This is a genomic window from Polaromonas sp. CG_9.7 (assembly GCF_015752205.1).
Lineage (GTDB): Bacteria > Pseudomonadota > Gammaproteobacteria > Burkholderiales > Burkholderiaceae_C > Polaromonas.
This window is the reverse complement of record NZ_JADOVG010000004.1, coordinates 112,404-138,721: the sequence shown is the minus strand read 5'-3', so window position 1 is coordinate 138,721 and position 26,318 is coordinate 112,404. Positions and strand designations below refer to the sequence as shown.

Below are 26,318 nucleotides of genomic sequence, written 5' to 3'. Positions count from 1 at the left end.
GTTCTTTTTGGGGAAAACTCCGGTTGCTTGTGGCAACCGGACCCCGTCAAAGGCAACATGCTCAGCCTTTCGAACTGTTCAGGTGCGCCCTGATACGGTTTCGCAAGGCATGGCTACCGGCGCGCTGTAACCGGACTCAAAAAAACATCACGCCTGGCGGCTAATGGCCGCCCGAAGTGCCACCGCTTTTCCCCTGCCGTGACTGCGAATGGTTGCCACTGCCAATATGCGCCACGCGGTCGCTCCGGCTTTCCGCGGTTCGCCGGCCTTCGTTCTTTTGCGTGGGCTCCTGGTCGCCCACCTTGTTGGTGTCGTTTTCAACCTTGCCGCCGTGTCCCTGGCCAGTTTCCTCGTCTTGTGCGGGTGGGTTGTCAGTCTGGGTCGGTTTTTTGGACATACGCATCCTTCTGGAGTGTGAAGAAAATCGGAATTTTTAAATCCCTTCGCGGTTCGCCCGGCTTGCCATCCCTTCCCGAAAGTTCTCCCCGCGCCCATAAAGCACAGGAAAAATGTCTGTGAAACGTTGACACCGGCCGATGGTGTCATTCTGCGCGCCCGGCACCAGCGTGCGGTGTCAGACAACGACGCCATCCACGGCGAAAGGGCGGGCAAGGGAAATATGGCGTTGTTCCGGATTTTTTAAGCTGCTATATTTTTAGTAGCATAAAACGCTTGGCAGATAAGCGGAAATGACACATTCGTCATCACTGAAATTTTGCCCTCAGCCATTGGCCTGCAGCGCAAAACAGGCGGACCATGGCTGGCCAGCCAATCCCGCAGTTTTTCCGAGTTACTGCCCTTTTGCTAAGCTGGCTTGAATGAATGATTTTCTTAACTGGTTTCAAACCACCGGTATTTTTTCCTTGTCCCTTGCCAGCCTGTCACTGGCCATTGCCGCCACGCTGATTTCCTACCTGCTGATGCGCATGGCCTTGCGTTTTTCCGTGGGGCGCATGCGCAAGATTGCAGCGCACACCACCAACCGTGTCGATGACACGGTGGTCGAAGTGCTGAGCAGCACCAACCGCTGGCTGATGCTGCTGGCTGCACTGCTCATCGGCTTGGGCATGCTCGATATGAACGACCGCTGGAATTCACGTGTCGGGCAGTTGTGGTTTGTCGCCGTTGCCCTGCAACTTGGGCTGTGGCTCACGCGGGCCATCACCATCGGCCTGCGCCGCTACCAGGACCGCCACACGCCCTCCGGCATGACGCAGGCAGGTGCCTCGGCCACGCTGATGTCGTGGGCGCTGCGCACCGTGCTGTGGGCGGTGGTGCTGCTGGCCGTGCTGTCCAATGTCGGGGTTAACATCACCGCCTTTGTCGCCAGCCTGGGCGTGGGTGGCATCGCGGTGGCGCTGGCGGTGCAGAACATCCTGGGCGATTTGTTCGCCTCGCTGTCGATTGCAGTGGACAAGCCATTCGAGGTCGGCGACTTCATCGGCATCGACAGCTTTGTCGGCACGGTGCAGTTCATCGGCCTCAAGACAACGCGCATCCGCAGCCTGAACGGCGAGCAGATCATCATCAGCAACACCGACCTGCTCAAGCAGGTGGTGAAGAATTACAAGCGCATGGAAGAGCGCCGCATCGTCTTCAAGTTTGGCGTGACCTACAGCACCACGCCGGAGCAGGCCGAGGCGATTCCGGAACTTGTCAAGCGGCTGGTCGAAGCCATCGACACGCTGCGTTTTGACCGCGCGCACCTCTTGGGTTTTGGCGACAGCTCGCTCGATTACGAAGTGGTTTATATCGTCAAGGAGCCAAGCTACAACGCCTACATGGACGCCCAGCAGACGCTGAACCTGCAACTAATGCGCGAGCTGGCCGCACTGGGCGTCGATTTCGCCTTCCCGACGCGCACGGTGTACCTGGTGCCGGGAAGCGAGGCCGCTGTGTTGGCGGATGCGCCTGCAAGCGCTGTTGAGAATGCAAACAGAGGCGCTTGGCGTGCGCCGACCGGGCCGACGCTCAACGCCTAATCAGCTTGGCCTGGCAAGGCGGCCATCCGGGCAATCGCTTCAGCCACGCAGCACACTGAACTTACGAAACAACTCGGCTGGCAAGGGTGCCTGAAGCCGCCAAGTGATGGAAATGGGCCGGTCGCCTTCATGCGAAACCAGGTGAACCGGCCCGACCGCAACATAAGCTGCATCGCGATGCTCCCGGACAAAAAGCTGAAACGACCAGCCATTGCCAGGACTCTGAACATAGCGGCGCCCCGTCATGTTGTCCGGTCCCGCTCTGTTTTGCGTTTGCCAGTGGAACAATTCCGGACTGATCGCATAATCATTAAACTGGACGTTTTCAGCAAACCCTTCGCGCTTGTCCAGCGTGACAAACAACAGCTCAATCCTGCAATCTTCCAAAACCAGGCAGCCGCCGTCCGATAGAGGCCGCACCGATGCATTGGCATGCCCGACGGCGGCCAAAAGCTCCGTCCTCGTGTAGCGTCCATGCAAAATCAGGGTCCAGGCATCTGGCGTACCCGGCAGATGAACGGGCGCCAGTGAACTGCGCTCTCTGAGCAATTCGCAAATCTCGCGAAGCTCCGCCAGCACCACCGGGTTGCTGCCGATTAACGCCAAAAATGCCTTGGGCGTCACCAACTCGCTGCGCGACGGCAGCAACTGATGCGCGAGCATCTGAACGCGGCGCCCATTGGCAGGTTTGCCGTCAAAGGCATCAAGCCAGGCGCCCAACAGCAAGGGATCGTCAGCATGCAAAATGCTGAAAATTCGCCTTGCGATATCCGGCTCGCGTTCTCCCACGGCGCGGGTTTCAAGCCCTGCGCGCCGCTTCAGGCTGGTCCAGGAGCGCGCCTGGCTGCCGCTGGTGTAGATCTCGGACAGGTCCAACTGGCAGTCCAGCAAAAATTCGCGCAGCGACACGGACCGGCCGTTTTGAAGCGAAGCCCAGGCCGTCAACTCGCTGCACAAGCGGGCAGCATTCAGGTTCAGCGATTGCTTCAAATTTTCCAGCACCCGATGACGCGCCACGCGATCAAACTGGATATGAACACCAGCGGGCAAGGTGCCAAAGCCGTTGGCCACTGCGTTCTGGATGTGGCGCCGAGACATGCCAGTGAGGGCGCGCAGCAGCACATCAAAGCGGAAACTGGCGTTGTGCACCCCCACAAAATCAAGCACCAGGCAGGCTTCCTTGCCGCTCGCCAAGCGCAGGCCACGGCCGATTTGTTGCTGAAAAATAACCGGACTCTGCGTCGGGCGCAGCAGAAAGACTGCATTGGCTTCGGGTATGTCGATGCCTTCGTTGAACACATCACAGCTGCAAATAATCTTGATTTCACCGCTACGCAGCCGGTGCACGGCAGCCGCCCGCTCTGCCTGTGAATCAGCACCCGACAAGGCGACGGCCGGCAAACCGGAACGGCAGAAATACGCCGCCATGAGCCTGGCATGGGCAACGCTGACGCAAAACGCCAGGCCCTTCAATGCATCCAGGTCTGACACATACGTGGAAACGGCGTTCACCACAGTTCGAGCGCGAATATCGTTGCCGGTCACGAGGTTCGACAACTGCGCAACTTCCGAACCACGGCCCCATTCGACCGCGCTCAGGTCCGTGTCATCGGCGCTTGCGTAGTATTCAAACGGGGCCAGCAGTTGTTGATCGAGCGCATCCCACAGCCGCAGCGAAACGGCAGGCGAGCCGTCCGGCCGGGAATCGAAATAGGGGCTGAGGCTTTGTCCGTCTGAGCGTTCCGGGGTTGCCGTCAAGCCCAGCAAATAGTGCGGCCGCACGGCGCGCATGAATTGATCGAAGGTGGCTGCGGGCAAATGGTGTGCCTCGTCAACAATGACCACGCGCCAGAAGTCTGCGCCCAACTGCCCCACCAGGCGGCGGCCGTGAATGGTGTTGATCGTGGCGAACAAATGCCCGTATTGCTCTGGCGTGTTGTTGCCATCGAGCAACTCGCCAAAAGCCGGATCACGAAGCACTTGCCGAAAGGTGGAAAGCGCTTGCGCGAGGATTTGAGATTGATGCGCAATGAACAAAAGCCTGGGCGCCGTACCTTCTTCATTTTTCAGGCGGAGATAGTCAAAAGCCGCGACCACGGTTTTCCCAGTTCCTGTCGCGGCCACCACCAGGTTCCGGCGTCGCCCAAGCCGGCGTTCAGCGGCCAGCCGGTCCAGCATTTCCTGCTGATAGGACTTGGGCTGCAGGTCAAACCAGGTTTGAATCGCGACGACATTGCCGTTGGCGCTGGCAGCGCCTTGCTTATTTCCATGTCCACGCTCATTGGCCAGTGCACGCGTCAGGGCTTCTCTGTGTTGCGCATCGTGGGGATCGTAGGGCTGGAACTCCCGGTCATTCCAGAGCGTTTCGAAGTTTGCGACAGCTGCCGAAAACAGCGACGACCCGCTGGCTTGTGCAAATTTCACGGTCTATTCGATACCGCCAATCAATGCCGATTCAGACAGGTTGGCGCTGCCGACAAAGGCCGTTCCAAAGTGAGTTTTCCGGTGAAAAATCCACGCTTTGGCATGCAGCCTCGTTCGGCGACCATCGAGCGAAATACGCAATTCGACACCCGGCAGTTTTGCAAATGCATCGACCGCACGCACTTCGGTGGCGCCGATGTAGGTGGTGGTGAGAATCCTGAATTTCGTCCTGGGCTGACCGTTGGCATCGAGCGCCGTCACCTGCGTCAGCACATCGAGCAATTTGCGCACGCCGCTCCAGGTGATAAAGCTGACCAAGATATCCACGCGGTCCACGTTGCGCAGTTCCGCGCGCAGTTCGTTGAGCAAGGACGGATCAGCCCTGGCTGAAGTGAACAGCCAGGGATGGCGCAATCCGGTGGCCGGGAAGGCAATTTCTGCGTTCGGTGCATGAACCGACTTCAGCAGCTGCGGAGGCATCGCCAGCGGGCGCTCGCCATTGTTCTGTGAACGCAAGGTCATCAGGAGATGGCTGATCAGTTCGATTTCAGCTTTCGCTTTTTCGCTGGCCTCGGTCTGAGCGGAGCCTGCCGCATCCAGCAACTCAGGAAGCCGATGAATCAATTCAGCAATGAACTGCTCTCGCCGCTGGTGCGATGTTGGCGCTTCCATCAAGGCCTGGTGTTGATCGGAAAGACGGGTCAGCTCGCCCATCTCGTCCGCATACACGAGTCGGTCATACAAGCCCGATGGAAGATTCATGGCTACCTTTTTGTCATCCACAACGCAGCGCGCAAGCGCACAAAACGGTCATCCAGACCGATTTATGTCAGCAGCACCATGCACCCATCGCCTTGCAAAAATTCACGCTGGCGCCAGCACCGCCAAACGCCGCGCCCGCACCGCCGCCGCCAGCGTCTCCAGCACCGGCACGGTCTGCGCAAAACTGATGCAGGCATCCGTCACCGACACGCCGTGCTTCAGGGGTTGGCCAGCGACGATGTCCTGCCGGCCTTCGTTCAGGTGGCTTTCGATCATCAGGCCCATGATGCGGTGGTCGCCCGCCGCCACCTGGCCGGCCACGTCGGCGGCGACCTCGATCTGCCGCTGGTGCTGCTTGCTGCTGTTGGCGTGCGACACGTCGATCATCACCTGCTCGCGCAGGCCGGCGGCCAAAAGCTGCGCGCAGGTCGCATCGACATCGGCTTTGGCGTAGTTGGTCTGCTTGCCGCCGCGCAAAATCACATGGCAATCGTCGTTGCCACGGGTTTCAAAAATCGCCGCCTGGCCCATCTTGGTCATTCCCATGAAAGCGTGCGGCGCTTGCGCGGCCTGGATGGCGTCGGCTGCAACTTTGACGCCGCCGTCGGTGCCGTTCTTGAAACCGACCGGGCACGACAGGCCGCTGGCGAGCTGGCGGTGGCTCTGGCTTTCGGTGGTGCGCGCGCCAATCGCGCCCCAGCTCACCAAGTCGCTGATGAACTGCGGGCTCAGCAAATCGAGAAATTCTGTGCCGACCGGCAGGCCCAGCGCCAGCACGTCGAGCAGCAGCTGGCGCGCCATTTCCAGCCCTTCGTTGATGGCAAAGCTGCCGTCCAGGTGCGGGTCGTTGATGTAGCCCTTCCAGCCGACGGTGGTGCGCGGCTTTTCAAAATACACGCGCATCACGATCAGCAAATCGTCCTGCAGTGCATCGGCTTGGGCTTTGAGCTGGCGGGCGTAGTCCATGGCTTGCGCGTGGTCATGGATGGAACACGGCCCGACCACCACCACCAACCGGTCATCGGCGCCGTGCAGCACGCGCGAAATCGCAGCGCGGCTGGTGGCCACCAGCGCCTGTGCGCTGTCGGGGGCCGGCAGCCATTCCTGCAGCAGCGCCGGCGTGATCAGCGGACGCACCGCGCCGATGCGCAGGTCGTCGATGCGGGTGGTGTCGTGGGTGGAAAGTGGCGTAGCGGGGCGGACACGATTGTTCATAAGCTGGATTTTTGGTGTTTATGGGCTCTAGCGCACGTCAGGAGAGCGCTGATAGCTATTTATTTAATAGCAAATAGAAAAATTCACGCTTGGGCGTGCCTGGCCATGAAATTGCCGACTGCCGCTTTGGCGCAACGCTGCAAGGCCATCAGCAAGGCGTTGTCGGGTTGCGCCACGCCGTGGCGGGTACGCAAATCGTGGTGGATCTGGCCCAGCAGGCCGGCGGCCATTTCCGCATCGGCCAAGGCCCGGTGCGCCTGGCCGGTGCGCGGCAAACGGTGGTAATCGACCAGCGATCCGAGCTTGTGATTCGGTGCCAGCGGGTAGAGCCGGCGCGACAGCAACAGGGTGCAAATAAAGGGTTGCGGTGCATCCAGCCCGGCCTGGGCCAGTTCGGCCTGCCAGAACTTGCGGTCAAACGCAGCATTGTGCGCCACCAGCGGCACCGCGCCAACAAACCGGCTGGCGTCCCGCATGACCTGCCCGGCATCTGGGGCGCTGGTCACCATGGCGTTGGTGATGCCGGTCAACTGCGTGATGAAGGATGGAATGCGGACGCCCGCATTCATCAGGCTCTGGAAACGGTCAACCACCTGGCCGCCTTCGAGCAGCACAATGGCGACCTCGGTGGCGCGGTCGCCGCAGCCGGGCGAAATGCCGGTGGTTTCAAAGTCGATGACAGCAGTAAGGGTCATGGGAAACAGATCATAAAACGCGTGACGTCAGGGCTGATCAAGGCTTGCCTTGTCGCATGCTCCAGAAAACCTGAAGCATCGCCAGGCCCGGAGGCGTGAACGGTGAAAAATTCAATTCACTGTTCAATTGGCTCCACTGCGCGGTCGAGAGCGCCAGATGTTCCGACCGCGTCGTCAAGGCAGAACCCATGGCCCAGTCGCTGAAGGTCCGCTTTTGAATTGGTAGGTTCATGAACTCAAGCACATCGGTGTGCTGGCGACTGCCAAGGATGCGTTGGTACACCCGCTGCACGGCATCTTCAGGGCCTTCGAAGCATTGCATGAAATTATCGCCACTTTGGAGCAGTACGCCCGTGATCGCATTCTGGCGATTGAAATTCCTCGCATCTACAAGCAGCGCCTCCAGATCACCGGAGTTCATTGGACTCACAGCAGTGCTGGTGTAAACAATGGAACGAAGTGGTGACATGTTGGACTTTCCTGATTCGAGGTCGCGAGCTAAATACAGCTTTCAATAATTCACAGATTCAATTTTTGGCACCAAATCCGTTTGACTGGTATCTCAACAGACAACACATCAGTATTTTTAGCTATTTAAATAATAGCTACTAACGCTTACCCAGTGTGCGCTAGAGGCGTATTTTGTTATAAAGAATGCAACTATGCAGATCACTTTTCAGATTGAAGTGCAGTGACATTACCCTCTGTCATCCCGGGCCTGACCCGGAAACCATGAATTTTTCCAACACGGTCATGGATTGCGGATCCCCAGATCGAGTCCGGGGCACAGGCTCAGATCGCAATGACAGAAAACAATACGAAAAGCATGGAGAAAGCTGAACAGTTGCCAAAAATTTGCTTGCCGGCCAGAACGCATGCGCCTTGGCGCTTACCTTGAGCAGCAAGCCCTTGCTCACACCTGAAAAAACATCAAATATCGATATTCCCGGCGCGCAGCGCGTTTTGTTCGATGAACTCGCGGCGCGGCTCGACCTCGTCGCCCATCAGCATGGTGAACACGCGGTCGGCTTCGATGGCGTCGTCGATCTGCACCTTGAGCAGGCGGCGCACTTTCGGGTCAAGCGTGGTTTCCCAAAGCTGCGAGGGGTTCATTTCACCCAGGCCTTTGTAGCGCTGGCGTGAGCTGCCGTTTTCAGCCTGGCCGATCAGCCAGCGCATGGCCTGGCGAAAGTCAGTGATCTTTTCTTCCTTGCGCCGGTCGCCTTCACCGCGCATGACCTTGGCACCACTGCCGATCAGGCCACGGAACGCAGAAGCCGCTTCGGCCAGGGTGGCGTAGTCGGCACCGATCACGAAGTCCTGCGTCAGCACGCTGCTTTTGACATTGCCATGGTGGCGACGGCTGATACGCAAAATCGGCTTGTCGCTGCGTTCGTCGAACTCGCCCGCAACGTCGGCGGGAGCACCGGTTGTGTTCAGTTCCCGCAGTTTGGCTTGCAGTGCAACAGCGGACGCTTCGGCGTCAAGCACCGTGTCGAGGTTGATTGACACGCCATCGGCAACGGCGCGCAGCGCTTCGGCATCCATGAAACCGCTCAGGCGGTTGATGACCGACTCGGCACGCTGGTGCTTGCGTGCCAGTTCAGCCAGCGCTTCGCCGGTCAACACGGCGTTTTCATCGACGCTGGTTTGAACCGCTGCGTCCCTGAGCGCAATTCGCAGCAAGAAGCCGTCGAGTGCAGCGGTGTCTTTCAGGTACTGCTCTTCCTTGCCGGCCTTGACTTTGTACAGCGGCGGCTGGGCAATGTAGATGTGGCCGCGCTCGATCAGCTCGGGCATCTGGCGGTAGAAAAAGGTGAGCAGCAGGGTGCGGATGTGCGCGCCGTCCACGTCGGCATCGGTCATGATGATGATGCGGTGGTAACGCAGCTTGGCCACGTTGAAGTCGTCGGTGCCGGGTGTGCCGCCCACGCCGCCGCCCTTGCCGATGCCGGTGCCCAGGGCAGTGATCAAAATCAGGATTTCGTTGCTGGTCAGCAGCTTTTCATAGCGCGCTTTTTCAACATTCAGAATCTTGCCCTTGAGCGGCAAAATCGCCTGAAATTTCCGGTCGCGTCCCTGCTTGGCCGAGCCGCCCGCGGAGTCGCCCTCGACCAGGTAGATTTCACACATCGCCGGGTCTTTTTCCTGGCAGTCGGCCAGCTTGCCGGGCAGGCCCATGCCGTCGAGTACGCCCTTGCGCCGCGTCATGTCGCGCGCCTTGCGGGCGGCTTCACGGGCGCGGGCCGCTTCGATGATCTTGCCGACGATGATCTTGGCGTCGTTCGGCCGCTCCTGCAGGTAGTCGTGCAGCAGCTTGCTGACAATGTCTTCGACCGGGCCGCGCACTTCGCTGGACACCAGCTTGTCCTTGGTCTGGCTACTGAATTTTGGCTCGGGCACCTTGACCGAGAGCACGCAACACAGGCCTTCACGCATGTCGTCGCCGGTGACCTCGACCTTCGCTTTTTTCGCCAGCTCGCTGTCGTCAATGTATTTGTTGATGACGCGCGTCATCGCCGCGCGCAGGCCGGTCAGGTGGGTGCCACCGTCACGCTGCGGAATGTTGTTGGTGAAACACAGCACCTGCTCGCTGTAGCCGCTGTTCCACTGCATCGCCACTTCGACGCCGATATTCGTGCCCTGGTCGCTCTGGCGGTCGCCCATGGCGGCAAACACGTTCGGGTGCAGGATGGTCTTGCCCTTGTTGATGAAGGCGACAAAACCCTTGACGCCGCCGGTGCCAGAGAAGTCGTCTTCCTTGCCGGTGCGCTCGTCCTTGAGGCGAATGCGCACGCCGTTGTTCAAAAAGCTCAGTTCGCGCAGGCGCTTGCTCAGGATTTCGTAATGGAAATCACTGTTTTCCCTGAAGATGTCGGTGTCCGGCAAAAAGTGGACTTCGGTGCCGCGCTTGTCGGTCGGCCCCATCACCTTCATCGGGGACACCTCGATGCCGTTGACCGATTCCAGGATGCGGTTTTGCACAAAGCCCCTGGAGAACTCCATGACATGCACCTTGCCGTCGCGGCGAATCGTCAGCCGCAGCATTTTCGACAGCGCGTTCACGCAGCTGACACCCACGCCGTGCAGGCCGCCCGACACCTTGTAACTGTTCTGGTTAAATTTGCCGCCGGCGTGCAGTTCGGTCAGCGAAATCTCGGCCGCCGAACGCTTGGGCTCATGCTTGTCGTCCATCTTGATGCCGGTCGGAATGCCCCGGCCGTTGTCCACCACGCTGACCGAGTTGTCGGTGTGGATGGTCACCAAAATGTCATCGCAATGGCCGGCCAGCGACTCGTCGATCGAGTTGTCCACCACCTCGAACACCAGGTGGTGCAGGCCGGTGCCGTCCGAGGTGTCGCCAATGTACATGCCGGGCCGCTTGCGCACGGCTTCCAGGCCTTCGAGGATCTGGATGGAGCCTTCGCCATAGGCTTCGGACGCGCCGGCCTGGTTGGTGTCGATCTTGGGCTGGAAATTGGAGCTTCCTTCGCCCGCCAATCCGTCCGAGACGTGGACTTGATCGGCTTCGTTCAGTTTGTTTTCTTCAGTCATGGCCAGCTGTTCCCAATTTCTTCAATCTCTTGAATGACCAAACCCGCGAAGCGTCGCGGGTCTGTCTTACGTTTCAGGCGTATTGCGCTTCCGATTGCCTCAAATGCGCATCGGCATCACGACGTATTTAAAGGCGGTATTGTCCGGAATGGTGAGCAGGGCCGAACTGTTGGAGTCGGACAGTTCGATTTTCACCATGTCCTGACTCATGTTGTTCAGGGCGTCAATCAGGTAGGTCACGTTGAAGCCGATCTCGATCGAGTCACCGCCGTAGTCAATGTCAAGTTCATCAATGGCTTCTTCCTGCTCGGCATTGTTCGAGGCCACGCGCAATGTGCCAGGCTCGATGTTCAGCCGCACGCCCTTGAATTTTTCACTGGTCAGAATAGCGGTGCGTTGCAGGCTGGCCAGCAGAGGCGCGCGGCCCAGTGTGATGATGTTCTTGTGGTTTTTCGGAATGACGCGGTTGTAGTCGGGAAACTTGCCTTCGACCAGCTTGGTGACAAATTCCATGCCTTCAAAGCTGAACTTGGCCTGGTTGCCAGCAAACTGCATTTCGATCGCGCCTTCCTTGTCGCTGAGCAGACGCTGCATTTCCAGCACCGTCTTGCGCGGCAGGATCACTTCCTGCTTGGGCACTTCGACGTCGAGCGTCGCCGACGAAAACGCCAGCCGGTGGCCATCGGTGGCAACCAGGCTCAGCTGCTTGCCTTCGGCAACAAACAAGATGCCGTTGAGGTAATAGCGGATGTCGTGCACCGCCATGGCAAACGACACCTGGTTCAGCAATTCCTTGAGCACCTTTTGTGGCACCGAGAACACCGGGCCGAAGCTGGCCGCTTCCTGCACCAGCGGAAAGTCCTCGGCGGGCAGGGTTTGCAACGTGAAGCGGCTTTTCCCGCCTTTGAGAATCAGCTTGTTCTGGCTGGATTCGAGCGACACCGTCTGGTCGTTCGGCATGGACCGCAGTACATCGATCAGCTTGCGGGCGCCCACCGTGGTGGTGAAGTCACCGTCATCCCCGCCAAGCTCGGCCGTCGTGCGAATCTGGATTTCCAGGTCGCTGGTGGTCAGCTGCAACTGCGCACCCGTCTTGCGGATCAGCACATTGGCCAGAATGGGCAAGGTATGCCTGCGCTCCACGATTCCGGCAACCGATTGCAGGACGCCTAAAAACTTGTCTTGGGTGGCTTTCAGAACGATCATGTTTTCCTCTGTCTTATCTCTTTAATTCTTTAATTCAAATTAGTAGCAGTAGTAAAGGAGGCGCTTTTCTGTGGACAGCACCATTATTCCCTTTCCGATCAATCACTTGGCAGTTGTTTAACCATGTGCTGCCACACCCTGCGAAGGGTATGTCCAACATGAACAACTTCTGATTGTCATCTGCTCCTGTGGATAAGTGGTGACTTGTTCAAAACTTGTCCACAGCTTTTAAAAGTGTCTGGTTTTCAGCCCTTGAGTGTTTGCTCCAGCACATGGAGCTGCTGGTTGAGTTCGGTCATCAGCTGCCGTTCGGCCGCCATTTTTCGTACAGCATGCAATACCGTCGTGTGGTCACGCCCGCCAAACAGCTCGCCGATTTCAGGCAGGCTCTTTTGCGTCAACTCCTTGGCAAGATACATGGCGATCTGGCGCGGCCGGGCAATGCTGGCCGGCCGTTTCTTGGAATACATGTCGGCGACCTTGATCTTGTAGTAGTCGGCCACCGTTTTCTGGATGTTCTCAACCGAAATCTGCCGGTTCTGAATCGACAACAGGTCGCGCAATGCCTCGCGTGCCAACTGGATGGAAATTTCCTTGTGGTTGAAGCGCGAGTACGCCAAGATCTTGCGCAATGCGCCTTCGAGTTCCCTCACATTGGAGCGGACATTCTTGGCAACGAAAAACGCCACTTCCTCGGGCATCACCGCGCCCTCGACATCCGCCTTGCGGATCAGGATGGCAACGCGCATTTCCAGCTCGGGCGGCTCGATCGCCACCGTCAAGCCGGAGTCAAAGCGTGACACCAGTCGTTCGTGGATGTCGGTCAGCCCCTTGGGGTAGGTGTCGCTGGTCATCACGATGTGCGATTTTTTCGTCAGCAAGGCTTCAAACGCATTGAAAAACTCTTCCTGCGTGCGGTCCTTGTTGGCCAAAAACTGCACATCGTCGATCAGCAGCAGGTCCAGCGAGTGGTAACGTTCCTTGAATTCGTCAAACGTCTTGCGCTGGTAAGCCTTGACCACATCCGAGACAAACTGCTCGGCATGGATATACAGCACTTTCGCGGCCGGATTGTCAGCAATCAGCTTGTTGCCGATCGCATGCATCAAGTGGGTTTTCCCCAAGCCGACGCCGCCATAAATAAACAACGGGTTGTAGAGCTGGCCCAAACTGCTGGCAACATGCAGCGCTGCAGCCCGGCCCATGCGGTTGGCCGTGCCTTCGATCAGCGTGTCGAACGTCAGTGCGGAATTGAGTCTGTTTTTGAAGGCTGAACCCGCATCTTCTGCCGTTGCGACCGTTGGGGCCTGTTCGGCGATGCCTGCGACAGCATCGAATTTTCGAATCAGCGGCTCTGACTTCGTGGGCGCATCCCGAGGTGCGAGAGTCAACTCTATCGGAATTCGCTGGCCAGAAAACTGTTCGAGCAGCGCCGCAATACGCGCCGCGTATTGCGCCCGCACCCAGTCGAGTTTGAAGCGATTGCCAACTTGGACAGTCGCCTTGGACAAGTCGGCTTCAACCACCACGACGAGAGGCTTTATCCAGGTGTTGAACTGCTGTTCAGGCAACTCCTGGGCCAGATGATCAATGCAGATTTGCCACAAGTCATCGGTTTGATCCGAAACAGAAGCTTTGCTCATGACAATTTATGTCCTGCAAGCCAAAGCAAAGCAGCAGCCCGCTGCTTGTGGATATTGTTAATTTTGAGCACCCGCAATTGTAGTCGGGGTGGCCAGTTATCCACAAATCAGGGATTTCCCAAACCTGTCGGACAACTTAAACATCGTCCTGCGGTGTTTTTTTGTTTATTAGCCAACCGGCATAAGGTCTGCACTCCACAGATGCGGGCCAAACGCTGGGGATAACTTTTTAGCAAGTGATGACTTATCCACAGGCTTCTGGAAAAACGTAAAGTTGTTCATATTCCGCCGACTACTTTCATAGCGTTTTGCTATGTGGTTAAACAAACGCCAAGCCTTTGATATAAAACACAAAAATCGGGCTGTCCACAGAAAAGCGCGCCCCTTACTACTGCTACTAATTTGAATTAAAGAATTAAAGAATTAAAGAATTAAAGAATTAAAGATGAAGACAGCGGCAGCAACTCCAGCGAAGCAGATGACCGGTTTGAGGCCTTGCCCTCGTTTCAGGGCTTGAATCGGTTCCCTGTCGGCCTGGATTTCGGTCTGTACCAGCAGTCTGTCAATTTCCCCGGTTGCCACCGCCAAGAAATCTGTGATAATCACGGGTTTTCCCGATTCGTAGCGGCTTGATGTTGCCTGCGCAGCTTTGTGTGTGACTTCGTATCGAATTCACCTGTCAGGGTGAAGCAGATGTGACGCCGGTTGTTGAGACTTGCCAGATTGGTCGTGGTTTCGTACAGCCACCAAGATCATTCGAATCGCCAAATGAAGCTTTACAGCTGACAGCCCAGTAACAAGCCCGTGAGGGCCACCAGGATTTATCATGAAACGCACCTACCAACCTTCCAAAGTCAAACGCGCCCGTACCCACGGTTTCCTGACCCGCATGAAAACACGCGGTGGCCGTGCCGTGATCGCTGCGCGTCGCGCCAAAGGCCGTAAACGTCTGGCTGTTTAATCTGATTTTTCTGCAGGCAATCTCATTTTTTTGCGCTTCAACTGATGCTGGGTGCCAGTGCTTCGGCTTAAAACGCGGGCACAGTTTCAGGCCGTTTTAGCTGGAACCATCATTGCAAAAACACCACACTTTGCTCTGCACCGGAATCGGCTCGATGCCAGGATTGCGCTATTGCCGACGGTCGAACCGGCCAAGATCGACAGATTGTTTCACCCACAGGACACGTGGATCGGTGCGATGGTTCCAAAACGCTGGGCCAAACGGGCTGTGACCCGAAATGCCATCAAAAGACAAATTTACGCGGTGAGTGCCGATTTTTCCCAGATGTATCCCCAGGCTGCGTTTGTGGTTCGCTTGCGCAGCGGTTTTGCACGAACGGAATTTGTCAGTGCTGTTTCAGATCAGCTCAGGGAAGCGGTTCGTCGTGAAATTCAAACCCTGATGCAAGCTGGAGCCAAGGCCGCATGAGCCGCATTTTGACCACCTTGGTATGCCTTCCGCAAAAAACCTTGATGGGTCTGGTTATGGCTTACCGCTTGCTGATCAGCCCTTCGCTGGGTTCAAACTGCCGTTTTGAGCCGAGTTGCTCAGCTTATTCTCTGCAGGCATTGCGCCAGCATGGTGCAGCGACGGGCAGTTACCTGACATTGCGCCGCCTGGCGCGCTGTCATCCCTGGTGCGATGGGGGACATGATCCGGTGCCGCCGCCACAATCCGCCTCTTTTTTCAGCCGCCTGTTTACGCCTGCGGCTTCCATTCCTTCTAAAAAGACGCCGTCATGAACGACATCCGCCGCACCATCTTGTGGGTGATTTTTGGTTTTTCCATGGTTTTATTGTGGGATCAGTGGCAGGTCTCTCATGGCAACAAAGCCACTTTTTTCCCCTCGAGTACCCAGACGGCCAAAGCGCCCGTTGCCGCTGCACCAGCGTCTGCAGGCAGCGCTGCCGTGCCGACTCCCGCAGCCAGCGTCGCGTCCGGTTCTCCGGCAGCGGTACCTTCAGGCGCGCCATCGGTTGCACCGTCTGCTGCCAGGGAACGCCTGGTCGTCAATACCGATGTACTCTCCCTGACGTTCGACAGCGAGGGTGGGACACTGGTTCACTCGGCTTTCGTCAAGTACAAGGACATGGTCAACAAGGACAAGGGATTTGTGCTTCTTGATGAAAGCGCCAACCGCGTCTATGTGGCGCAAACCGGCTTGATTGCCGGCGCCAGTGGTGGTACTTTCCCCACCCACAAGACATCAATGACCTTGTTGCCAGGCGAGCGCACATTCAAGGATGGACAAAACGAATTGCAGGTGCAATTTGAATCAGCCGACCTGGGCGGTGTGAAACTGCTCAAGACCTACACCATCAAGCGCGGCGCCTATGACCTGGCGGTGCGCCATGAAGTTATCAACACCGGCAGCACGCCAGTGGCTCCGCAGCTTTACCTGCAACTCGTGCGCGACGGAAACAAGCCGCCCGGCGAATCGTCGTTTTATTCAACTTTCACTGGCCCGGCAATTTACACCGAAGCCCAGAAGTACCAGAAAGTTGAATTCAAGAAAATCGAAGACAACTCGGTGGATGTAGAAAAACAGGCGACAAACGGCTACGTGGCCATGGTGCAGCATTATTTTGCATCGGCCTGGATACTGCCCGACGGCCTGAAACGCGACCTGTTTTTTCGCAAGGTGGACGCCAACCTTTATGCCGTCGGCATGATCACACCACTGGATTCAATCGCGCCGGGTGCGACAAAAACCATCGATTCGAAATTTTTCGTCGGTCCTCAAGAGGAAAAAGTTCTGGAAGCCCTGTCGCCAGGACTGGAACTCGTCAAGGACTATGGTTGGCTGACGATTCTGGCCAAACCGCTCTACTGGCTGCTCGACAGATTGCACAGCTTCATCCAGAACTGGGGCTGGTCTATCGTGGCCTTGGTGTTGCTGCTGAAAATGGCTTTTTACTGGCTCAACGCCAAGGCCTATGCCAGCATGGCCAAGATGAAGGCCATCAATCCCAAGATCACGGAAATGCGTGAGCGCCTCAAGGACAAGCCGCAGGAAATGCAGCAGGCGATGATGAAAATCTACCGCGAGGAAAAGGTCAACCCGATGGGGGGCTGCTTCCCAATCATGGTCCAGATTCCGGTTTTTATCGCGTTGTACTGGGTGCTGCTTTCCAGCGTCGAGATGCGGGGTGCACCCTGGATATTGTGGATCAGGGACTTGTCGTCGCCAGACCCCTATTACATTTTGCCTGTCGTGATGGCCTTGACCACCATGTTGCAGACGGCACTGAACCCCGCGCCGCCTGATCCGATGCAGGCCAAACTGATGTGGTTCATGCCGCTGATTTTCAGTGTGATGTTCTTCTTCTTCCCCGCCGGTCTGGTGCTGTACTGGATTACCAACAACATCTTGTCGATTGCCCAGCAGTGGGTCATCAATACCCGGATGGGTGTTCCTCCGCAGTTCAACCTGCCGAAGTTCAAATAATAAAAAGGGCCGCTCAGCGGCCCTTTACCATTGAGGCGTCATGCTGGCTCGCCATCACCATCCCATTGTTGCGATTGCCACTGCGCCGGGTCGCGGCGCCGTGGGTATCGTCCGTGTTTCAGGCCGTGGCATTGCGCCGGTGGTTCAGGCACTGTGCGGTCGCGCGCTTTCTCCACGCCTGGCGACCTACTTGGCCATCCGGGATGCCCACGGGCAGGTGATTGACAAGGGACTGGCGATTTTTTTCCCCGCCCCGCATTCTTTTACCGGTGAAGACGTGCTGGAACTGCAGGCGCATGGTGGCCCGGTCGTTCTGCAGCTGTTGCTGGCACGGTGCCTTGAAGCAGCGGCTGCGACTGATCCGGTAACCGGCCAGCCAGTGCTGGCAGGGATACGGGTGGCCGAGCCTGGCGAATTTTCCGAGCGGGCTTTTCTCAATGACAAGATTGATCTGGCGCAGGCCGAAGCCATTGCCGACCTGATTGACGCGAGCACTGAAACAGCTGCGCGGTCCGCCGCGCGTTCGATGTCAGGCGAGTTTTCGCAGGCAATCAATCTGTTGCTGGAGCAACTGATTCATTTGCGCATGCTGGTCGAGGCGACGCTGGATTTTCCGGAAGAGGACATTGATTTTCTGCAGCAGGCCGATGCGCAAGGCCAGTTGCTGCGGCTGCAGGCTACTCTGGCCAGCGTGTTGCAGCGTGCGACCCAGGGAGCGATTCTGCGCGAAGGCATCAAGGTGGTAATTGCCGGACAACCCAACGTCGGAAAAAGCTCATTGCTCAATGCCCTGGCGGGTGCCGAACTGGCCATCGTCACCCCAATAGCCGGCACCACCCGCGACAAGGTGTCACAACTGATCCAGATTGAAGGCGTGCCGCTGCATGTGGTGGACACGGCTGGCTTGCGCGAGGCACTCGACGAAGTTGAAAAAATCGGCATTCAGCGCGCATGGGTGGAGATCGAAAGTGCCGACGCCGTGCTGTTCCTGCGTGACCTGTCCCAAAAGAATACCGGCGACAGCGTTGAAAGCGCTATTAATTACATAGCTGAAGACCTTCGTCTGCAAAGCGCGCTGGCTGTAAAACTTCATAAAAATACACCAGTCATCGATGTCTGGAACAAATCCGACATGGCCAGCCCGGAAGCCTTGAATCAAGTGAACGGCGGCGTGTTGATTTCTGCCAAGACCGGCGCCGGCCTTCAAAGCCTGCGAGAGCAGTTGCTAAAGGTCGTCGGCTGGCAGGCTTCGCCTGAAGGGGTTTTCATGGCGCGTGAACGCCATGTCAGCGCCTTGCGCAAGGTGGACCTGCAGTTGATGACTGCCCAGGACCAGTTGGCCTCGGTGATGCCCGCACTCGACCTGCTGGCTGAGGATTTGCGGCAAGCGCAGTTGCATCTGAGTTCGATCACGGGTGCCTTCAGCGCTGATGATTTGCTGGGCGAGATTTTTTCCAAATTCTGCATTGGGAAATAGAACTCACCAGATGACGGTTTTTTCAGCCGACTGGCGGCTCAACGAGAGGGCTGCAGCGAGCAAGGTAAATCCGACTCCACCCTTGCCATAACAACCGTGTCGGGCTGCGCTGTGAACCAAAAATCCTGTCCCGACATCCCGTTGGCTAAAAAAATGAAAGAAGCTGACCGGCAAGAAGTGAGCCGGGTGACATGTCATTTTTGCAAAAGAGGTCTTGATTCAACGGACCTTGTGCAGACCGCTGTAGTTTCAAGCAAAAGTACTTCGGGCAAGGACAGTTCCTGTGGTGTCCAGCACCAGCGCCTCACCCATTGCCATGCCTTCCCCGGTCAGTGCGGTCATGTTGACCTGGTGCGTGATCCACACCTCAAACCTACCTGCGGGTATTTCCTTCAAAGCAGCGCGCAACTGCGCTGTCTGGGGTTCTCTGGTGCGGGATTCAGTAAAAAATGAATTGAGCGCCGGCCATACCTTGTGACGGCCAAACGCCAGGTCTGCAGTGTCCTTGCAGCGGCACCAGGCGCTGGACTGGACGGCGCTGGGTTCCAAACCGCGCGATTTGAACCATTCGCCGATGCGTTCGGCGTCGGCACGTCCTTCCGCGCTCAAATTGCGCTGGGTACTGCACTGGTCCAGTTGAAAGCCCGAGGGGTCACCAATGCCGGAGTCAGTTGGCGCATGGCGCAAAAGCACAACGCAAGCGCCAGCGCGCAATCGCGCGCTCAGCGCATCGGGTTGCGCCTGCGCCAGCCAGGGTGTAGCCAGCAATACGCCGGTAAAGTGTCGTCTGAGCATGCAGGTGTGAATCGTTAGCCGTCCAAAAGTTTCTGCTCGGCCAGCGCCAGTGCCTCCGGTTTGCCCGACAGGACCAAGGTGTCACCCCCCTCGAGGCTGATGTCGTCGAGCGGCTTGAGCGTCTTGCCATTGTTTCGCCGCAGGCTGACCACGCGCACATCGACCATCTGCAGTGCCATGTCGCCGAGTGTCTGGCCAACAGAACTGAGACCCGGAACCAGCATCACGGTAGACAGACGCTCCTGCTCCAGCTCGTCTGCCGTGTCGTCGTCAGCACCCCGAAAATAACCCCGCAGCAGGTTATAGCGTTCGTCACGCTGGTCCTGCACCACGCGGATCACGCGGCGCATGGGAACCCCTACCAGCGCCAGTGCATGGCTGGCCAGCATCAGGCTGCCTTCAATCGCCTCCGGAACGACTTCCGTTGCACCGCCTGCCTTGAGCTTTTCCAGGTCGCGGTCATCCACCGTGCGCACAATAATTGGCACCGTGGGCGCGTGCGTGCGTGCGTTGGCCAGCACTTTCAAGGCGCTGGCTGTGTCCAGATAGGTCACTACCACGGCGCTGGCCCGTACCAGTCCGGCCGCGATCAATGCCTGCAAGCGAACCGCGTCGCCAAACACCACCGAGCTGCCTGCGGCAGCAGCTTGGCGCACGCGGTCCGGGTCCAGGTCCAGCGCAATATAGGGAATGCCTTCGCGTTCCAGCATGCGGCCCAGATTCTGGCCGCAACGCCCGTAGCCGCAAATGATCACGTGCCTGTTGGCGCTCATGGACTTGCTGGCAATCGTGGTCATCTGAAGCGACTGCTGCAGCCATTCGCTTGAGACCAGCTTCATCACGATACGGTTGGCGTAGAGGATGATGAAGGGCGTGGCCAGCATCGACAGCACCATGCTGGCCAGGACGGGGTTCATCAAGGCGGGCGGAATGAGCTTGCTGTCTTGCGCCAGCGACAGCAAGACAAAACCAAACTCACCGGCTTGCGCCAGGTACAGGCCGGTGCGCAGCGATACACCCTCGGTCGCGCCCAGAACGCGTGCCAGCAGCGTGACCAGGATCAGTTTGAACAAGATTGGCAGTGTCAGCAGCAGCAACACCAACGCCCAATGGTCAACGACCTGGTGCCAGTCCAGCATCATGCCCACGCTGATGAAAAAAAGGCCCAGCAGCACATCGTGAAAAGGCCGGATGTCGGTCTCGACCTGGTGCTTGTACTGGGTTTCGGAAATCAGCATGCCTGCGATAAAAGCGCCCAGCGCCAGGCTCAGTCCAGCGAGTTCGGTCAGCCATGCCAGCGCCAGTGTCACCAGCAGCAGATTGAGTACGAACAACTCTTCACTTTTTCGCCGCGCCACGATCGTGAGCCACCAGCGCATGACGTGCTGCCCGCCTGTCAGTAGCAGACCCAGCAGCACCGTAGCCTTCAACGCGGCAATGCCCAGGCTCATGAACAACTCGTCGGCAGGCGAACCGAGTGCCGGAATCAGCACCAGCAGCGGTACCACGGCCAGATCCTGGAAAAGCAGCACGCCCATCACCCGCTTGCCATGTTCGGACGCCATTTCCAGCCGCTCGGCCAGCAGTTTGACCACGATGGCGGTGCTGCTCATGGCCATGGCGCCGGACAGCGACAATGCGGTTTGCCACTGCATGCTCCAGAGCGTCGGCGCCATGACCGTTAAAAACAGCGAACCGGCCGTGACCAGCAGCATCGTGAGCGCAACCTGAAGCAGGCCAAGGCCGAACACATGGCGGCGCATCGATCGCAGCTTGGGCAGGTTGAATTCCAGCCCGATCACGAACATCAGAAACACCACGCCGAATTCGCCCAGGTGGCGCACGCCTTCGGAGTCCTGCGACAGAGCCAGCGCATGCGGGCCGATCACCACGCCGACGGCAAGGTAGCCCAGCATGGGCGGCAATTTGAACGAGCGGCAAACAACCACCCCCAGTACGGCGGCCAGCAGGTACAAAAGGGTCAGTTCAAGCGCACTCATTGAGTGATGGTAGCTGAAGGCTATTGCATGACTGGCCAGTCTTGAGGGCCTTTTGGCATGGCTGTCGGTGACCGGCATCGATAGAATGCAGCCATGAATTTTGATGCTGCGACTATTGATGCCGGGCAGGCTTTGAGCCTGGCCAGGAAAACGTTTGAAATCGAAGCCGCGGCTGTGCTGGACCTGGCCAGCCGCATCGGCGATGAGTTTGTTCAGGCGGTCGGGTTGATGGTGGCCTGCCCTGGCCGCGTGGTCGTCATGGGCATGGGGAAAAGCGGTCATATTGGGCGAAAGATTGCTGCCACGCTGGCGTCGACCGGTACAGCCGCCTTGTTCGTGCATCCGGCTGAAGCCAGCCACGGCGATCTGGGGATGATCCAGGCCAGCGACGTGGTGCTGGCCATTTCAAACAGTGGCGAAAGCGAGGAACTGGTCGCGATTCTTCCCGTATTGGGCCGCTTGGGCGTGGCGCTGGTTGCCATGACTGGCGGCCGGGAATCCACGCTGGCCAGACAGGCCCGCATCACGCTTGATACCAGCGTTGCCAGGGAAGCCTGCCCGCTGAATCTTGCGCCCACAGCCAGCACCACGGCGCAACTCGCCATGGGCGATGCGCTGGCCGTGGCGCTGCTTGATGCGCGCGGCTTTCGCGAAGAAGATTTTGCCCGTTCACACCCTGGCGGTGCGCTGGGCCGCAAGTTGCTGACCCATGTGAGCGACGTGATGCGCAGCGGCAGCGCTGTTCCGCAGGTGCTTGCAGAAACTTCATTTACCGAACTCATGCGCGAAATGAGCGCCAAGGGATTGGGCGCTGCCGCTGTCGTGGACAGAAGCCAGCAGGTCCTTGGAATTTTTACAGATGGCGACTTGCGCCGGCTGGTTGAGAAAGGCGCGGATTTGCGAAGCCTTCACGCCGCTGACGTGATGCATGTCGATCCGCGCACCGTAAGCAAAAGCGCGCTTGCCGTGGAAGCTGTGGCGTTGATGGAACTGCACCGCATCAACAGCATGCTGGTGGTGGATGAAGCTGGAAGGCTTTGTGGCGCTCTCAGTACCAACGACCTGATGCGTGCAAAGGTCATCTGACATGCCAACTACTTGTCTTACAACGACTGTGCCGTTCCTGAATTTTCCACCGGAACTTCTGCTGAAAGGCCAAAGCATCAAGGTGGCATTTTTTGATGTGGATGGCGTCCTGACCGATGGCGGCTTGTATTTTTCGGAATATCCGGACGGACACGAACACGCTCGGGTGGAAGATGGGTTCAGAGCGTCTGGCGAAACCATCAAGCGCTTCAACACGCTGGACGGTCACGGACTCAAGTTGCTGCAAAAAGCAGGCATTACGCCTGTTGTCATCACGGGCCGGGACAGCGCCGTGCTGCGTGGGCGACTGCGCGCGCTGGGAATCCAGCATTGCCACTTCGGAACCGAAGACAAGCGCCCGGCCGCCGAGCAAACCCTCACAGCGCTTGGACTGGACTGGAATGCCGCTGCTGCAATGGGCGACGACTGGCCCGACCTGCCGGTCATGAGCAGGGCGGCATTGAGTTGCGCGCCTGCCCATGCCCATCTTGAAGTCAGGTCACGCGCCCATCACATCACACAGGCCCGCGGAGGCCAGGGGGCGGTTCGCGAATTTTGTGATTTGCTGCTGGTGGCCAGCGGCCACTATGCCGGGCTGTTGCGCGGGTATTTGGAATGACGGAAAGCTCGATCAGCCGTACCAGCGGCGGCAATGTCTCAATGCCGCATAAAAGTGGATGGCGAAGAGTTCTATCGCTCTGGGACCGGACGGCTATGTACATGCCGCTTCTCATGATGGGAGCGCTGGCTTTGGGAACCTATTGGCTGGTGCGCAATACGCCAACTTTCAGCGCGCCGGAGGCCGTCAGGGAAGTGGGCCATGAAATTGATTATTTCATGCAGAATTTCACTATTAAAACCTTTGATGTAGACGGCAAACTCAAAAGTGAAATTACGGGAACAGAAGCCCGTCATTTTGTAGATACCGACATTTTGGAAATCGATCAGGCACGTATTCACAGCATCAACATCAACAGTCAACTCACGACTGCCACTGCCAACCGGGCTTATTCAAATGGCGACGGCTCGGAGGTTCAATTGACTGGCAACGCACGGGTTGTACGTAAAGCAAGTCGTGATGCACAGGGAAAGGAATCACCCAGGCTGGAGTTTCGTGGTGAATTTCTTCATGCTTTTTTGAATGAAGAACGCGTCCAGTCGCATTTGCCTGTGGTGTTGATTCGAGGGGCTGACCAGTTCACCGGCAATGTCTTTAGCTATAACAATCTGGACCAGGTCGCCGTTTTGACGGGCCGGGTTCGTGGCGTGTTGATGCCAAATTCAGCAAACCGATCCCTTGCACCTGCTCCCGCGCCATAGCGGGCAAATATTTGCTGCTGCCAGCCCGATGAAATGCTCGCCCAAATGAGATTCAGACCTGATGAACGCAATGGCTGGATGCAGAAATTTCCTGCACTGATCACGACCTTGCGCTTTGCGCAGGGCGGTCACGAAAATTAACCAATCACATCCAGATTTCCAGTAGGGAAAGAACCACCCCGGTTCTTTATTGGCCTTGGAAAATTGTGAGCTGAAATGCAAAACGGCTTCAAAACCTGAGTCCTGAAGCCGTTTCAAGCGCTTTTGGTCAGAAACCAAAAGCGCTGTTTTTACAGGCCAGCTGGCCTGTCGGGAAATAGCAGGGCTTAGTAGCCGCCGCGTCCACCGCCGCCGCCACCGGAACGTCCGCCGCCAGCGCCGCCGCCACCGTATGGGCTGCGGAAACCACCGTCGCCGCCGCCACCACCGGAAGAACGACCGCCGCCGCCGCCATATCCACCACCACCGCCACCACCGCCGGAACGATCGCCACCACCGTAGCCGCCACCGCCGGAGCGTTCGCCACCACCGTAGCCGCCGCCACCGCCGAAGCCGCCGGTGCGTGGAGGACGGGCCTCCATCGGACGGGCTTCATTCACCACGACGCTACGGCCACCCAAAGGTTGACCGTTCATGCCGTTGATGGCTGCTTGTGCTTCCGCATCGCTGGCCATTTCGACAAAGCCAAAGCCCTTGGAGCGACCGGTGTCGCGTTCCATCATGACTTTGGCGCTGGTCACAGCGCCGAATTGACCAAAAGATTGCTGCAGGTCTTCGTCACGCACCGAGTAAGGCAGGTTGCCGACGTATAGTTTGTTGCCCATGAAGGGACTCCTCTAAAACACATAAATAAAAGCGATGGGGTCCCGAAAGCACAACAAACTTTCAATGTACCGCTGTAGCGCGCGAAACTGACCGATCACCTAACAAGTACAAACTCTAAATTTGTACCCGCACATTATGCTTTACTTCCCCGAAAGAACAACACTGGAATTCGTTCTGAAAGTCTTGGTTATTAAAATTTGGTAGGTACATATACTTATATTTGAGAAGATTTTTTTAACTTCGAAGTTGTTTCAAACCGACCTCTATATCCAACACAACAAAAGCCCGAATTTCTTTTGTTTGCACTGGTTGCATAAAGTTACCAATTGACTTCGTTTTCAGGTGTTGCGCTAATGCGGTGAATTGAGCGGTCGGCACCTTCGAATTCCTCCTCGTGCGTCAATCTCAATCCCAAAGTCATTTTGAGTGCGCCATACACGACGCATCCCATTAGCACTGCCCATGTCACGCCCATTGCCGTTCCAATCAGTTGCGCGCCAAAACTGACACCGCCCAGGCCGCCGAACGCTTTGCTGCCAAAAATGCCTGCAGCCAACCCGCCCCAAGTGCCGCATATTCCATGCAGCGGCCAGACACCGAGCACGTCGTCGATTTTCCATTTGTTCTGCGTCAGCGTGAACATCACGACAAACACGGCGCCAGCCACGCCGCCGACAACCAGCGCGCCCAGTGGATGCATCACATCGGACCCTGCGCACACGGCCACCAGTCCGGCCAGCGGCCCGTTGTGCACAAAACCCGGGTCGTTTTTGCCAAATGCCAGCGCTGCCAATGTACCTCCCACCATCGCCATCAATGAATTAACTGCGACCAGACCGGAAATCTTGTCAAGTGTCTGCGCGCTCATCACGTTGAAGCCGAACCATCCGACGATCAGTATCCAAGCGCCCAGCGCCAGGAAAGGAATGCTTGAGGGCGGATGTGCCGATATCGCGCCGTCCTTTCGGTAACGGTTGCTGCGTGCGCCAAGCAACAGCACGGCAGGAAGCGCCAGCCAGCCACCCAGCGCATGAACGACGACAGAACCGGCAAAATCATGAAATTCGCTTCCGGTCAACGACTTGATCCAACCCTGTATGCCAAAGTGTTGATTCCAGACGATGCCTTCAAAAAAGGGATAGACAAATCCGACGATGACCGCCGTTGCAATCAATTGAGGATAAAAGCGTGCGCGCTCGGCAATCCCACCCGAGATAATCGCCGGAATGGCAGCGGCGAAAGTGAGCAGGAAAAAGAAACGGACCAGTTCATAGCCGTTTTTGGCGGCCAGTTCCTCAGCACCCACAAAAAAGTGGGTGCCGTACGCCACGCCGTAGCCAACGGCAAAATAAACCACGGTAGAGACTGAAAAATCGACCAGGATCTTGGCCAGTGCATTGACCTGGTTCTTTTTACGCACCGTGCCGAGTTCCAGAAATGCAAAACCGGCATGCATCGCCAACACCATGATGCCGCCTAACAAAATGAACAAGGCATTTGAGCCCTGATTTGGTGCTTCCATAACGCGCCTCTTGAATAAATATGATTTGTTGGTGCGTTTTTTGAGGAATTCGAAAAACCGCACCAAAACAAAGCAAGAAATGCGCCGTCAAAAAAACGCCGTTATGGTGCGGAGCGGTCATTCCCCGAATGGAATTCCACCTTCGCTGGTCTTGCAAGCCACCCCTATAATTCTGGCTGTCATTGGGGAGTAGCCGCCCTTCTTCACTGAGAGGGGTTTGCGTCAACAGACTTGTGGGGCCTTGCAACAAGGCCAGCATGGCGCAAACAGTTTTCAAGCCTGGCGAGACCTTTGACTGCACAGCCTCCAGAACTTTTAAAAGCTTCGGGCCGGGGACGTCGTGCAGTCATTGGTTTTTTTGA

General features: G+C 57.5%; 23 protein-coding genes and 1 riboswitch. Of the genes, 9 read left to right on the top strand and 14 right to left on the bottom strand.

Annotated features, from left to right (window positions below):
• Positions 1–160: 160 nt before the first annotated feature.
• Positions 161–397 (bottom strand): hypothetical protein, encoded by a 237-nt coding sequence (locus IWX87_RS05810; RefSeq protein WP_196862689.1) that lies wholly within the window; start codon positions 395–397, stop codon positions 161–163.
• Positions 398–818: 421 nt separating this feature from the next.
• Between IWX87_RS05810 and IWX87_RS05805 the strand changes: the two genes are divergently transcribed.
• Positions 819–1,982: a mechanosensitive ion channel family protein gene (locus IWX87_RS05805; RefSeq protein ID WP_196862568.1), complete on the top strand. Its 1,164-nt coding sequence runs from the start codon at positions 819–821 to the stop codon at positions 1,980–1,982.
• A 39-nt stretch (positions 1,983–2,021) separates the two neighbouring features.
• Here IWX87_RS05805 and IWX87_RS05800 read toward each other — a convergent pair whose 3' ends face one another.
• The 9 genes from IWX87_RS05800 to IWX87_RS05765 all read right to left on the bottom strand — a co-directional run bounded on the left by IWX87_RS05800 (position 2,022) and on the right by IWX87_RS05765 (position 14,088).
• A complete protein-coding gene (locus tag IWX87_RS05800; protein ID WP_280757258.1) occupies positions 2,022–4,406 on the bottom strand; it encodes a DUF3427 domain-containing protein in 2,385 nt (794 codons plus the stop codon).
• Between the two features lie 3 nt (positions 4,407–4,409).
• Positions 4,410–5,168 (bottom strand): hypothetical protein, encoded by a 759-nt coding sequence (locus tag IWX87_RS19585; protein ID WP_231374617.1) that lies wholly within the window; start codon positions 5,166–5,168, stop codon positions 4,410–4,412.
• A 102-nt stretch (positions 5,169–5,270) separates the two neighbouring features.
• Positions 5,271–6,383: a 3-deoxy-7-phosphoheptulonate synthase gene (locus tag IWX87_RS05795; RefSeq protein WP_196862567.1), complete on the bottom strand. Its 1,113-nt coding sequence runs from the start codon at positions 6,381–6,383 to the stop codon at positions 5,271–5,273.
• Positions 6,384–6,466: 83 nt separating this feature from the next.
• Positions 6,467–7,078: a PolC-type DNA polymerase III gene (locus IWX87_RS05790; protein ID WP_196862566.1), complete on the bottom strand. Its 612-nt coding sequence runs from the start codon at positions 7,076–7,078 to the stop codon at positions 6,467–6,469.
• A 37-nt stretch (positions 7,079–7,115) separates the two neighbouring features.
• Complete coding sequence (locus tag IWX87_RS05785; RefSeq protein ID WP_196862565.1) at positions 7,116–7,547, bottom strand: BLUF domain-containing protein; 432 nt, start codon at positions 7,545–7,547, stop codon at positions 7,116–7,118.
• Positions 7,548–8,008: 461 nt separating this feature from the next.
• Entirely contained in the window at positions 8,009–10,633 is a 2,625-nt protein-coding gene (gyrB, locus tag IWX87_RS05780; RefSeq protein ID WP_196862564.1) for a DNA topoisomerase (ATP-hydrolyzing) subunit B, read from the bottom strand.
• A gap of 99 nt (positions 10,634–10,732) precedes the next feature.
• Positions 10,733–11,839, bottom strand: a complete 1,107-nt coding sequence (gene dnaN / locus IWX87_RS05775; RefSeq protein ID WP_196862563.1) for a DNA polymerase III subunit beta — start codon at positions 11,837–11,839, stop codon at positions 10,733–10,735.
• A gap of 245 nt (positions 11,840–12,084) precedes the next feature.
• A complete protein-coding gene (gene dnaA, locus IWX87_RS05770; protein ID WP_196862562.1) occupies positions 12,085–13,482 on the bottom strand; it encodes a chromosomal replication initiator protein DnaA in 1,398 nt (465 codons plus the stop codon).
• A 423-nt stretch (positions 13,483–13,905) separates the two neighbouring features.
• A complete protein-coding gene (locus IWX87_RS05765) occupies positions 13,906–14,088 on the bottom strand; it encodes a hypothetical protein (RefSeq protein ID WP_196862561.1) in 183 nt (60 codons plus the stop codon).
• 220 nt (positions 14,089–14,308) lie between these two features.
• Here IWX87_RS05765 and rpmH point away from each other — a divergent pair, with 220 nt between their 5' ends.
• The 5 genes from rpmH to mnmE are packed head-to-tail and all read left to right on the top strand — an operon-like array spanning position 14,309 to position 18,408.
• Entirely contained in the window at positions 14,309–14,443 is a 135-nt protein-coding gene (gene rpmH, locus IWX87_RS05760; RefSeq protein ID WP_007862708.1) for a 50S ribosomal protein L34, read from the top strand.
• 57 nt (positions 14,444–14,500) lie between these two features.
• Complete coding sequence (locus IWX87_RS05755; protein WP_196862680.1) at positions 14,501–14,911, top strand: ribonuclease P protein component; 411 nt, start codon at positions 14,501–14,503, stop codon at positions 14,909–14,911.
• Positions 14,908–15,225 (top strand): membrane protein insertion efficiency factor YidD, encoded by a 318-nt coding sequence (yidD, locus tag IWX87_RS05750; protein WP_196862560.1) that lies wholly within the window; start codon positions 14,908–14,910, stop codon positions 15,223–15,225. The genes IWX87_RS05755 and yidD overlap by 4 nt, the downstream gene beginning before the upstream one ends.
• The gene (gene yidC / locus IWX87_RS05745) at positions 15,222–16,931 is read left to right on the top strand and encodes a membrane protein insertase YidC (RefSeq protein ID WP_196862559.1); all 1,710 of its coding nucleotides are present in this window, start codon (positions 15,222–15,224) and stop codon (positions 16,929–16,931) included. The genes yidD and yidC overlap by 4 nt, the downstream gene beginning before the upstream one ends.
• Positions 16,932–16,971: 40 nt before the next feature.
• Positions 16,972–18,408 carry a tRNA uridine-5-carboxymethylaminomethyl(34) synthesis GTPase MnmE gene (mnmE, locus tag IWX87_RS05740; RefSeq protein WP_196862558.1) on the top strand — a complete coding sequence of 479 codons (1,437 nt, stop codon included), beginning with the start codon at positions 16,972–16,974 and terminating at the stop codon, positions 18,406–18,408.
• Between the two features lie 249 nt (positions 18,409–18,657).
• Here the strand turns inward: mnmE and IWX87_RS05735 are convergent, their stop codons facing one another.
• Together IWX87_RS05735 and IWX87_RS05730 are read right to left on the bottom strand one after the other, a co-directional pair.
• Complete coding sequence (locus tag IWX87_RS05735) at positions 18,658–19,203, bottom strand: histidine phosphatase family protein (RefSeq protein ID WP_196862557.1); 546 nt, start codon at positions 19,201–19,203, stop codon at positions 18,658–18,660.
• A 14-nt stretch (positions 19,204–19,217) separates the two neighbouring features.
• Positions 19,218–21,203: a monovalent cation:proton antiporter family protein gene (locus tag IWX87_RS05730; RefSeq protein ID WP_196862556.1), complete on the bottom strand. Its 1,986-nt coding sequence runs from the start codon at positions 21,201–21,203 to the stop codon at positions 19,218–19,220.
• Between the two features lie 93 nt (positions 21,204–21,296).
• Here IWX87_RS05730 and IWX87_RS05725 point away from each other — a divergent pair, with 93 nt between their 5' ends.
• From IWX87_RS05725 to lptC, 3 genes are read left to right on the top strand one after another with little or no spacing between them, the layout of a single operon-like run.
• On the top strand, positions 21,297–22,289 hold the full coding sequence (locus tag IWX87_RS05725; protein ID WP_196862555.1) for an SIS domain-containing protein: 993 nt from the start codon (positions 21,297–21,299) through the stop codon (positions 22,287–22,289).
• Position 22,290: 1 nt separating this feature from the next.
• On the top strand, positions 22,291–22,908 hold the full coding sequence (locus IWX87_RS05720) for an HAD family hydrolase (RefSeq protein ID WP_196862554.1): 618 nt from the start codon (positions 22,291–22,293) through the stop codon (positions 22,906–22,908).
• Positions 22,905–23,609 carry an LPS export ABC transporter periplasmic protein LptC gene (lptC, locus tag IWX87_RS05715; RefSeq protein WP_196862553.1) on the top strand — a complete coding sequence of 235 codons (705 nt, stop codon included), beginning with the start codon at positions 22,905–22,907 and terminating at the stop codon, positions 23,607–23,609. The genes IWX87_RS05720 and lptC overlap by 4 nt, the downstream gene beginning before the upstream one ends.
• A 326-nt stretch (positions 23,610–23,935) precedes the next feature.
• Here lptC and IWX87_RS05710 read toward each other — a convergent pair whose 3' ends face one another.
• Together IWX87_RS05710 and IWX87_RS05705 are read right to left on the bottom strand one after the other, a co-directional pair.
• On the bottom strand, positions 23,936–24,433 hold the full coding sequence (locus IWX87_RS05710) for an RNA-binding protein (protein ID WP_196862552.1): 498 nt from the start codon (positions 24,431–24,433) through the stop codon (positions 23,936–23,938).
• Between the two features lie 320 nt (positions 24,434–24,753).
• Positions 24,754–25,956: an ammonium transporter gene (locus IWX87_RS05705; RefSeq protein WP_196862551.1), complete on the bottom strand. Its 1,203-nt coding sequence runs from the start codon at positions 25,954–25,956 to the stop codon at positions 24,754–24,756.
• A 172-nt stretch (positions 25,957–26,128) separates the two neighbouring features.
• Positions 26,129–26,280, top strand: a riboswitch (yybP-ykoY riboswitch).
• Positions 26,281–26,318: the final 38 nt, after the last annotated feature.

Coding starts and splice junctions, on each gene's coding strand:
- IWX87_RS05785 (WP_196862565.1), bottom strand. CDS start 7,547: ATGTCACCACTTCGTTCCATTGTTTACACCAGCACTGCTGTGAGTCCA.
- IWX87_RS19585 (WP_231374617.1), bottom strand. CDS start 5,168: ATGAATCTTCCATCGGGCTTGTATGACCGACTCGTGTATGCGGACGAG.
- gyrB (WP_196862564.1), bottom strand. CDS start 10,633: ATGACTGAAGAAAACAAACTGAACGAAGCCGATCAAGTCCACGTCTCG.
- IWX87_RS05810 (WP_196862689.1), bottom strand. CDS start 397: ATGTCCAAAAAACCGACCCAGACTGACAACCCACCCGCACAAGACGAG.
- rpmH (WP_007862708.1), top strand. CDS start 14,309: ATGAAACGCACCTACCAACCTTCCAAAGTCAAACGCGCCCGTACCCAC.
- dnaN (WP_196862563.1), bottom strand. CDS start 11,839: ATGATCGTTCTGAAAGCCACCCAAGACAAGTTTTTAGGCGTCCTGCAA.
- mnmE (WP_196862558.1), top strand. CDS start 16,972: ATGCTGGCTCGCCATCACCATCCCATTGTTGCGATTGCCACTGCGCCG.
- lptC (WP_196862553.1), top strand. CDS start 22,905: ATGACGGAAAGCTCGATCAGCCGTACCAGCGGCGGCAATGTCTCAATG.
- yidD (WP_196862560.1), top strand. CDS start 14,908: ATGAGCCGCATTTTGACCACCTTGGTATGCCTTCCGCAAAAAACCTTG.
- IWX87_RS05720 (WP_196862554.1), top strand. CDS start 22,291: ATGCCAACTACTTGTCTTACAACGACTGTGCCGTTCCTGAATTTTCCA.
- IWX87_RS05795 (WP_196862567.1), bottom strand. CDS start 6,383: ATGAACAATCGTGTCCGCCCCGCTACGCCACTTTCCACCCACGACACC.
- IWX87_RS05710 (WP_196862552.1), bottom strand. CDS start 24,433: ATGGGCAACAAACTATACGTCGGCAACCTGCCTTACTCGGTGCGTGAC.
- dnaA (WP_196862562.1), bottom strand. CDS start 13,482: ATGAGCAAAGCTTCTGTTTCGGATCAAACCGATGACTTGTGGCAAATC.
- IWX87_RS05805 (WP_196862568.1), top strand. CDS start 819: ATGAATGATTTTCTTAACTGGTTTCAAACCACCGGTATTTTTTCCTTG.
- IWX87_RS05705 (WP_196862551.1), bottom strand. CDS start 25,956: ATGGAAGCACCAAATCAGGGCTCAAATGCCTTGTTCATTTTGTTAGGC.
- IWX87_RS05730 (WP_196862556.1), bottom strand. CDS start 21,203: ATGAGTGCGCTTGAACTGACCCTTTTGTACCTGCTGGCCGCCGTACTG.
- IWX87_RS05725 (WP_196862555.1), top strand. CDS start 21,297: ATGAATTTTGATGCTGCGACTATTGATGCCGGGCAGGCTTTGAGCCTG.
- IWX87_RS05790 (WP_196862566.1), bottom strand. CDS start 7,078: ATGACCCTTACTGCTGTCATCGACTTTGAAACCACCGGCATTTCGCCC.
- IWX87_RS05735 (WP_196862557.1), bottom strand. CDS start 19,203: ATGCTCAGACGACACTTTACCGGCGTATTGCTGGCTACACCCTGGCTG.
- yidC (WP_196862559.1), top strand. CDS start 15,222: ATGAACGACATCCGCCGCACCATCTTGTGGGTGATTTTTGGTTTTTCC.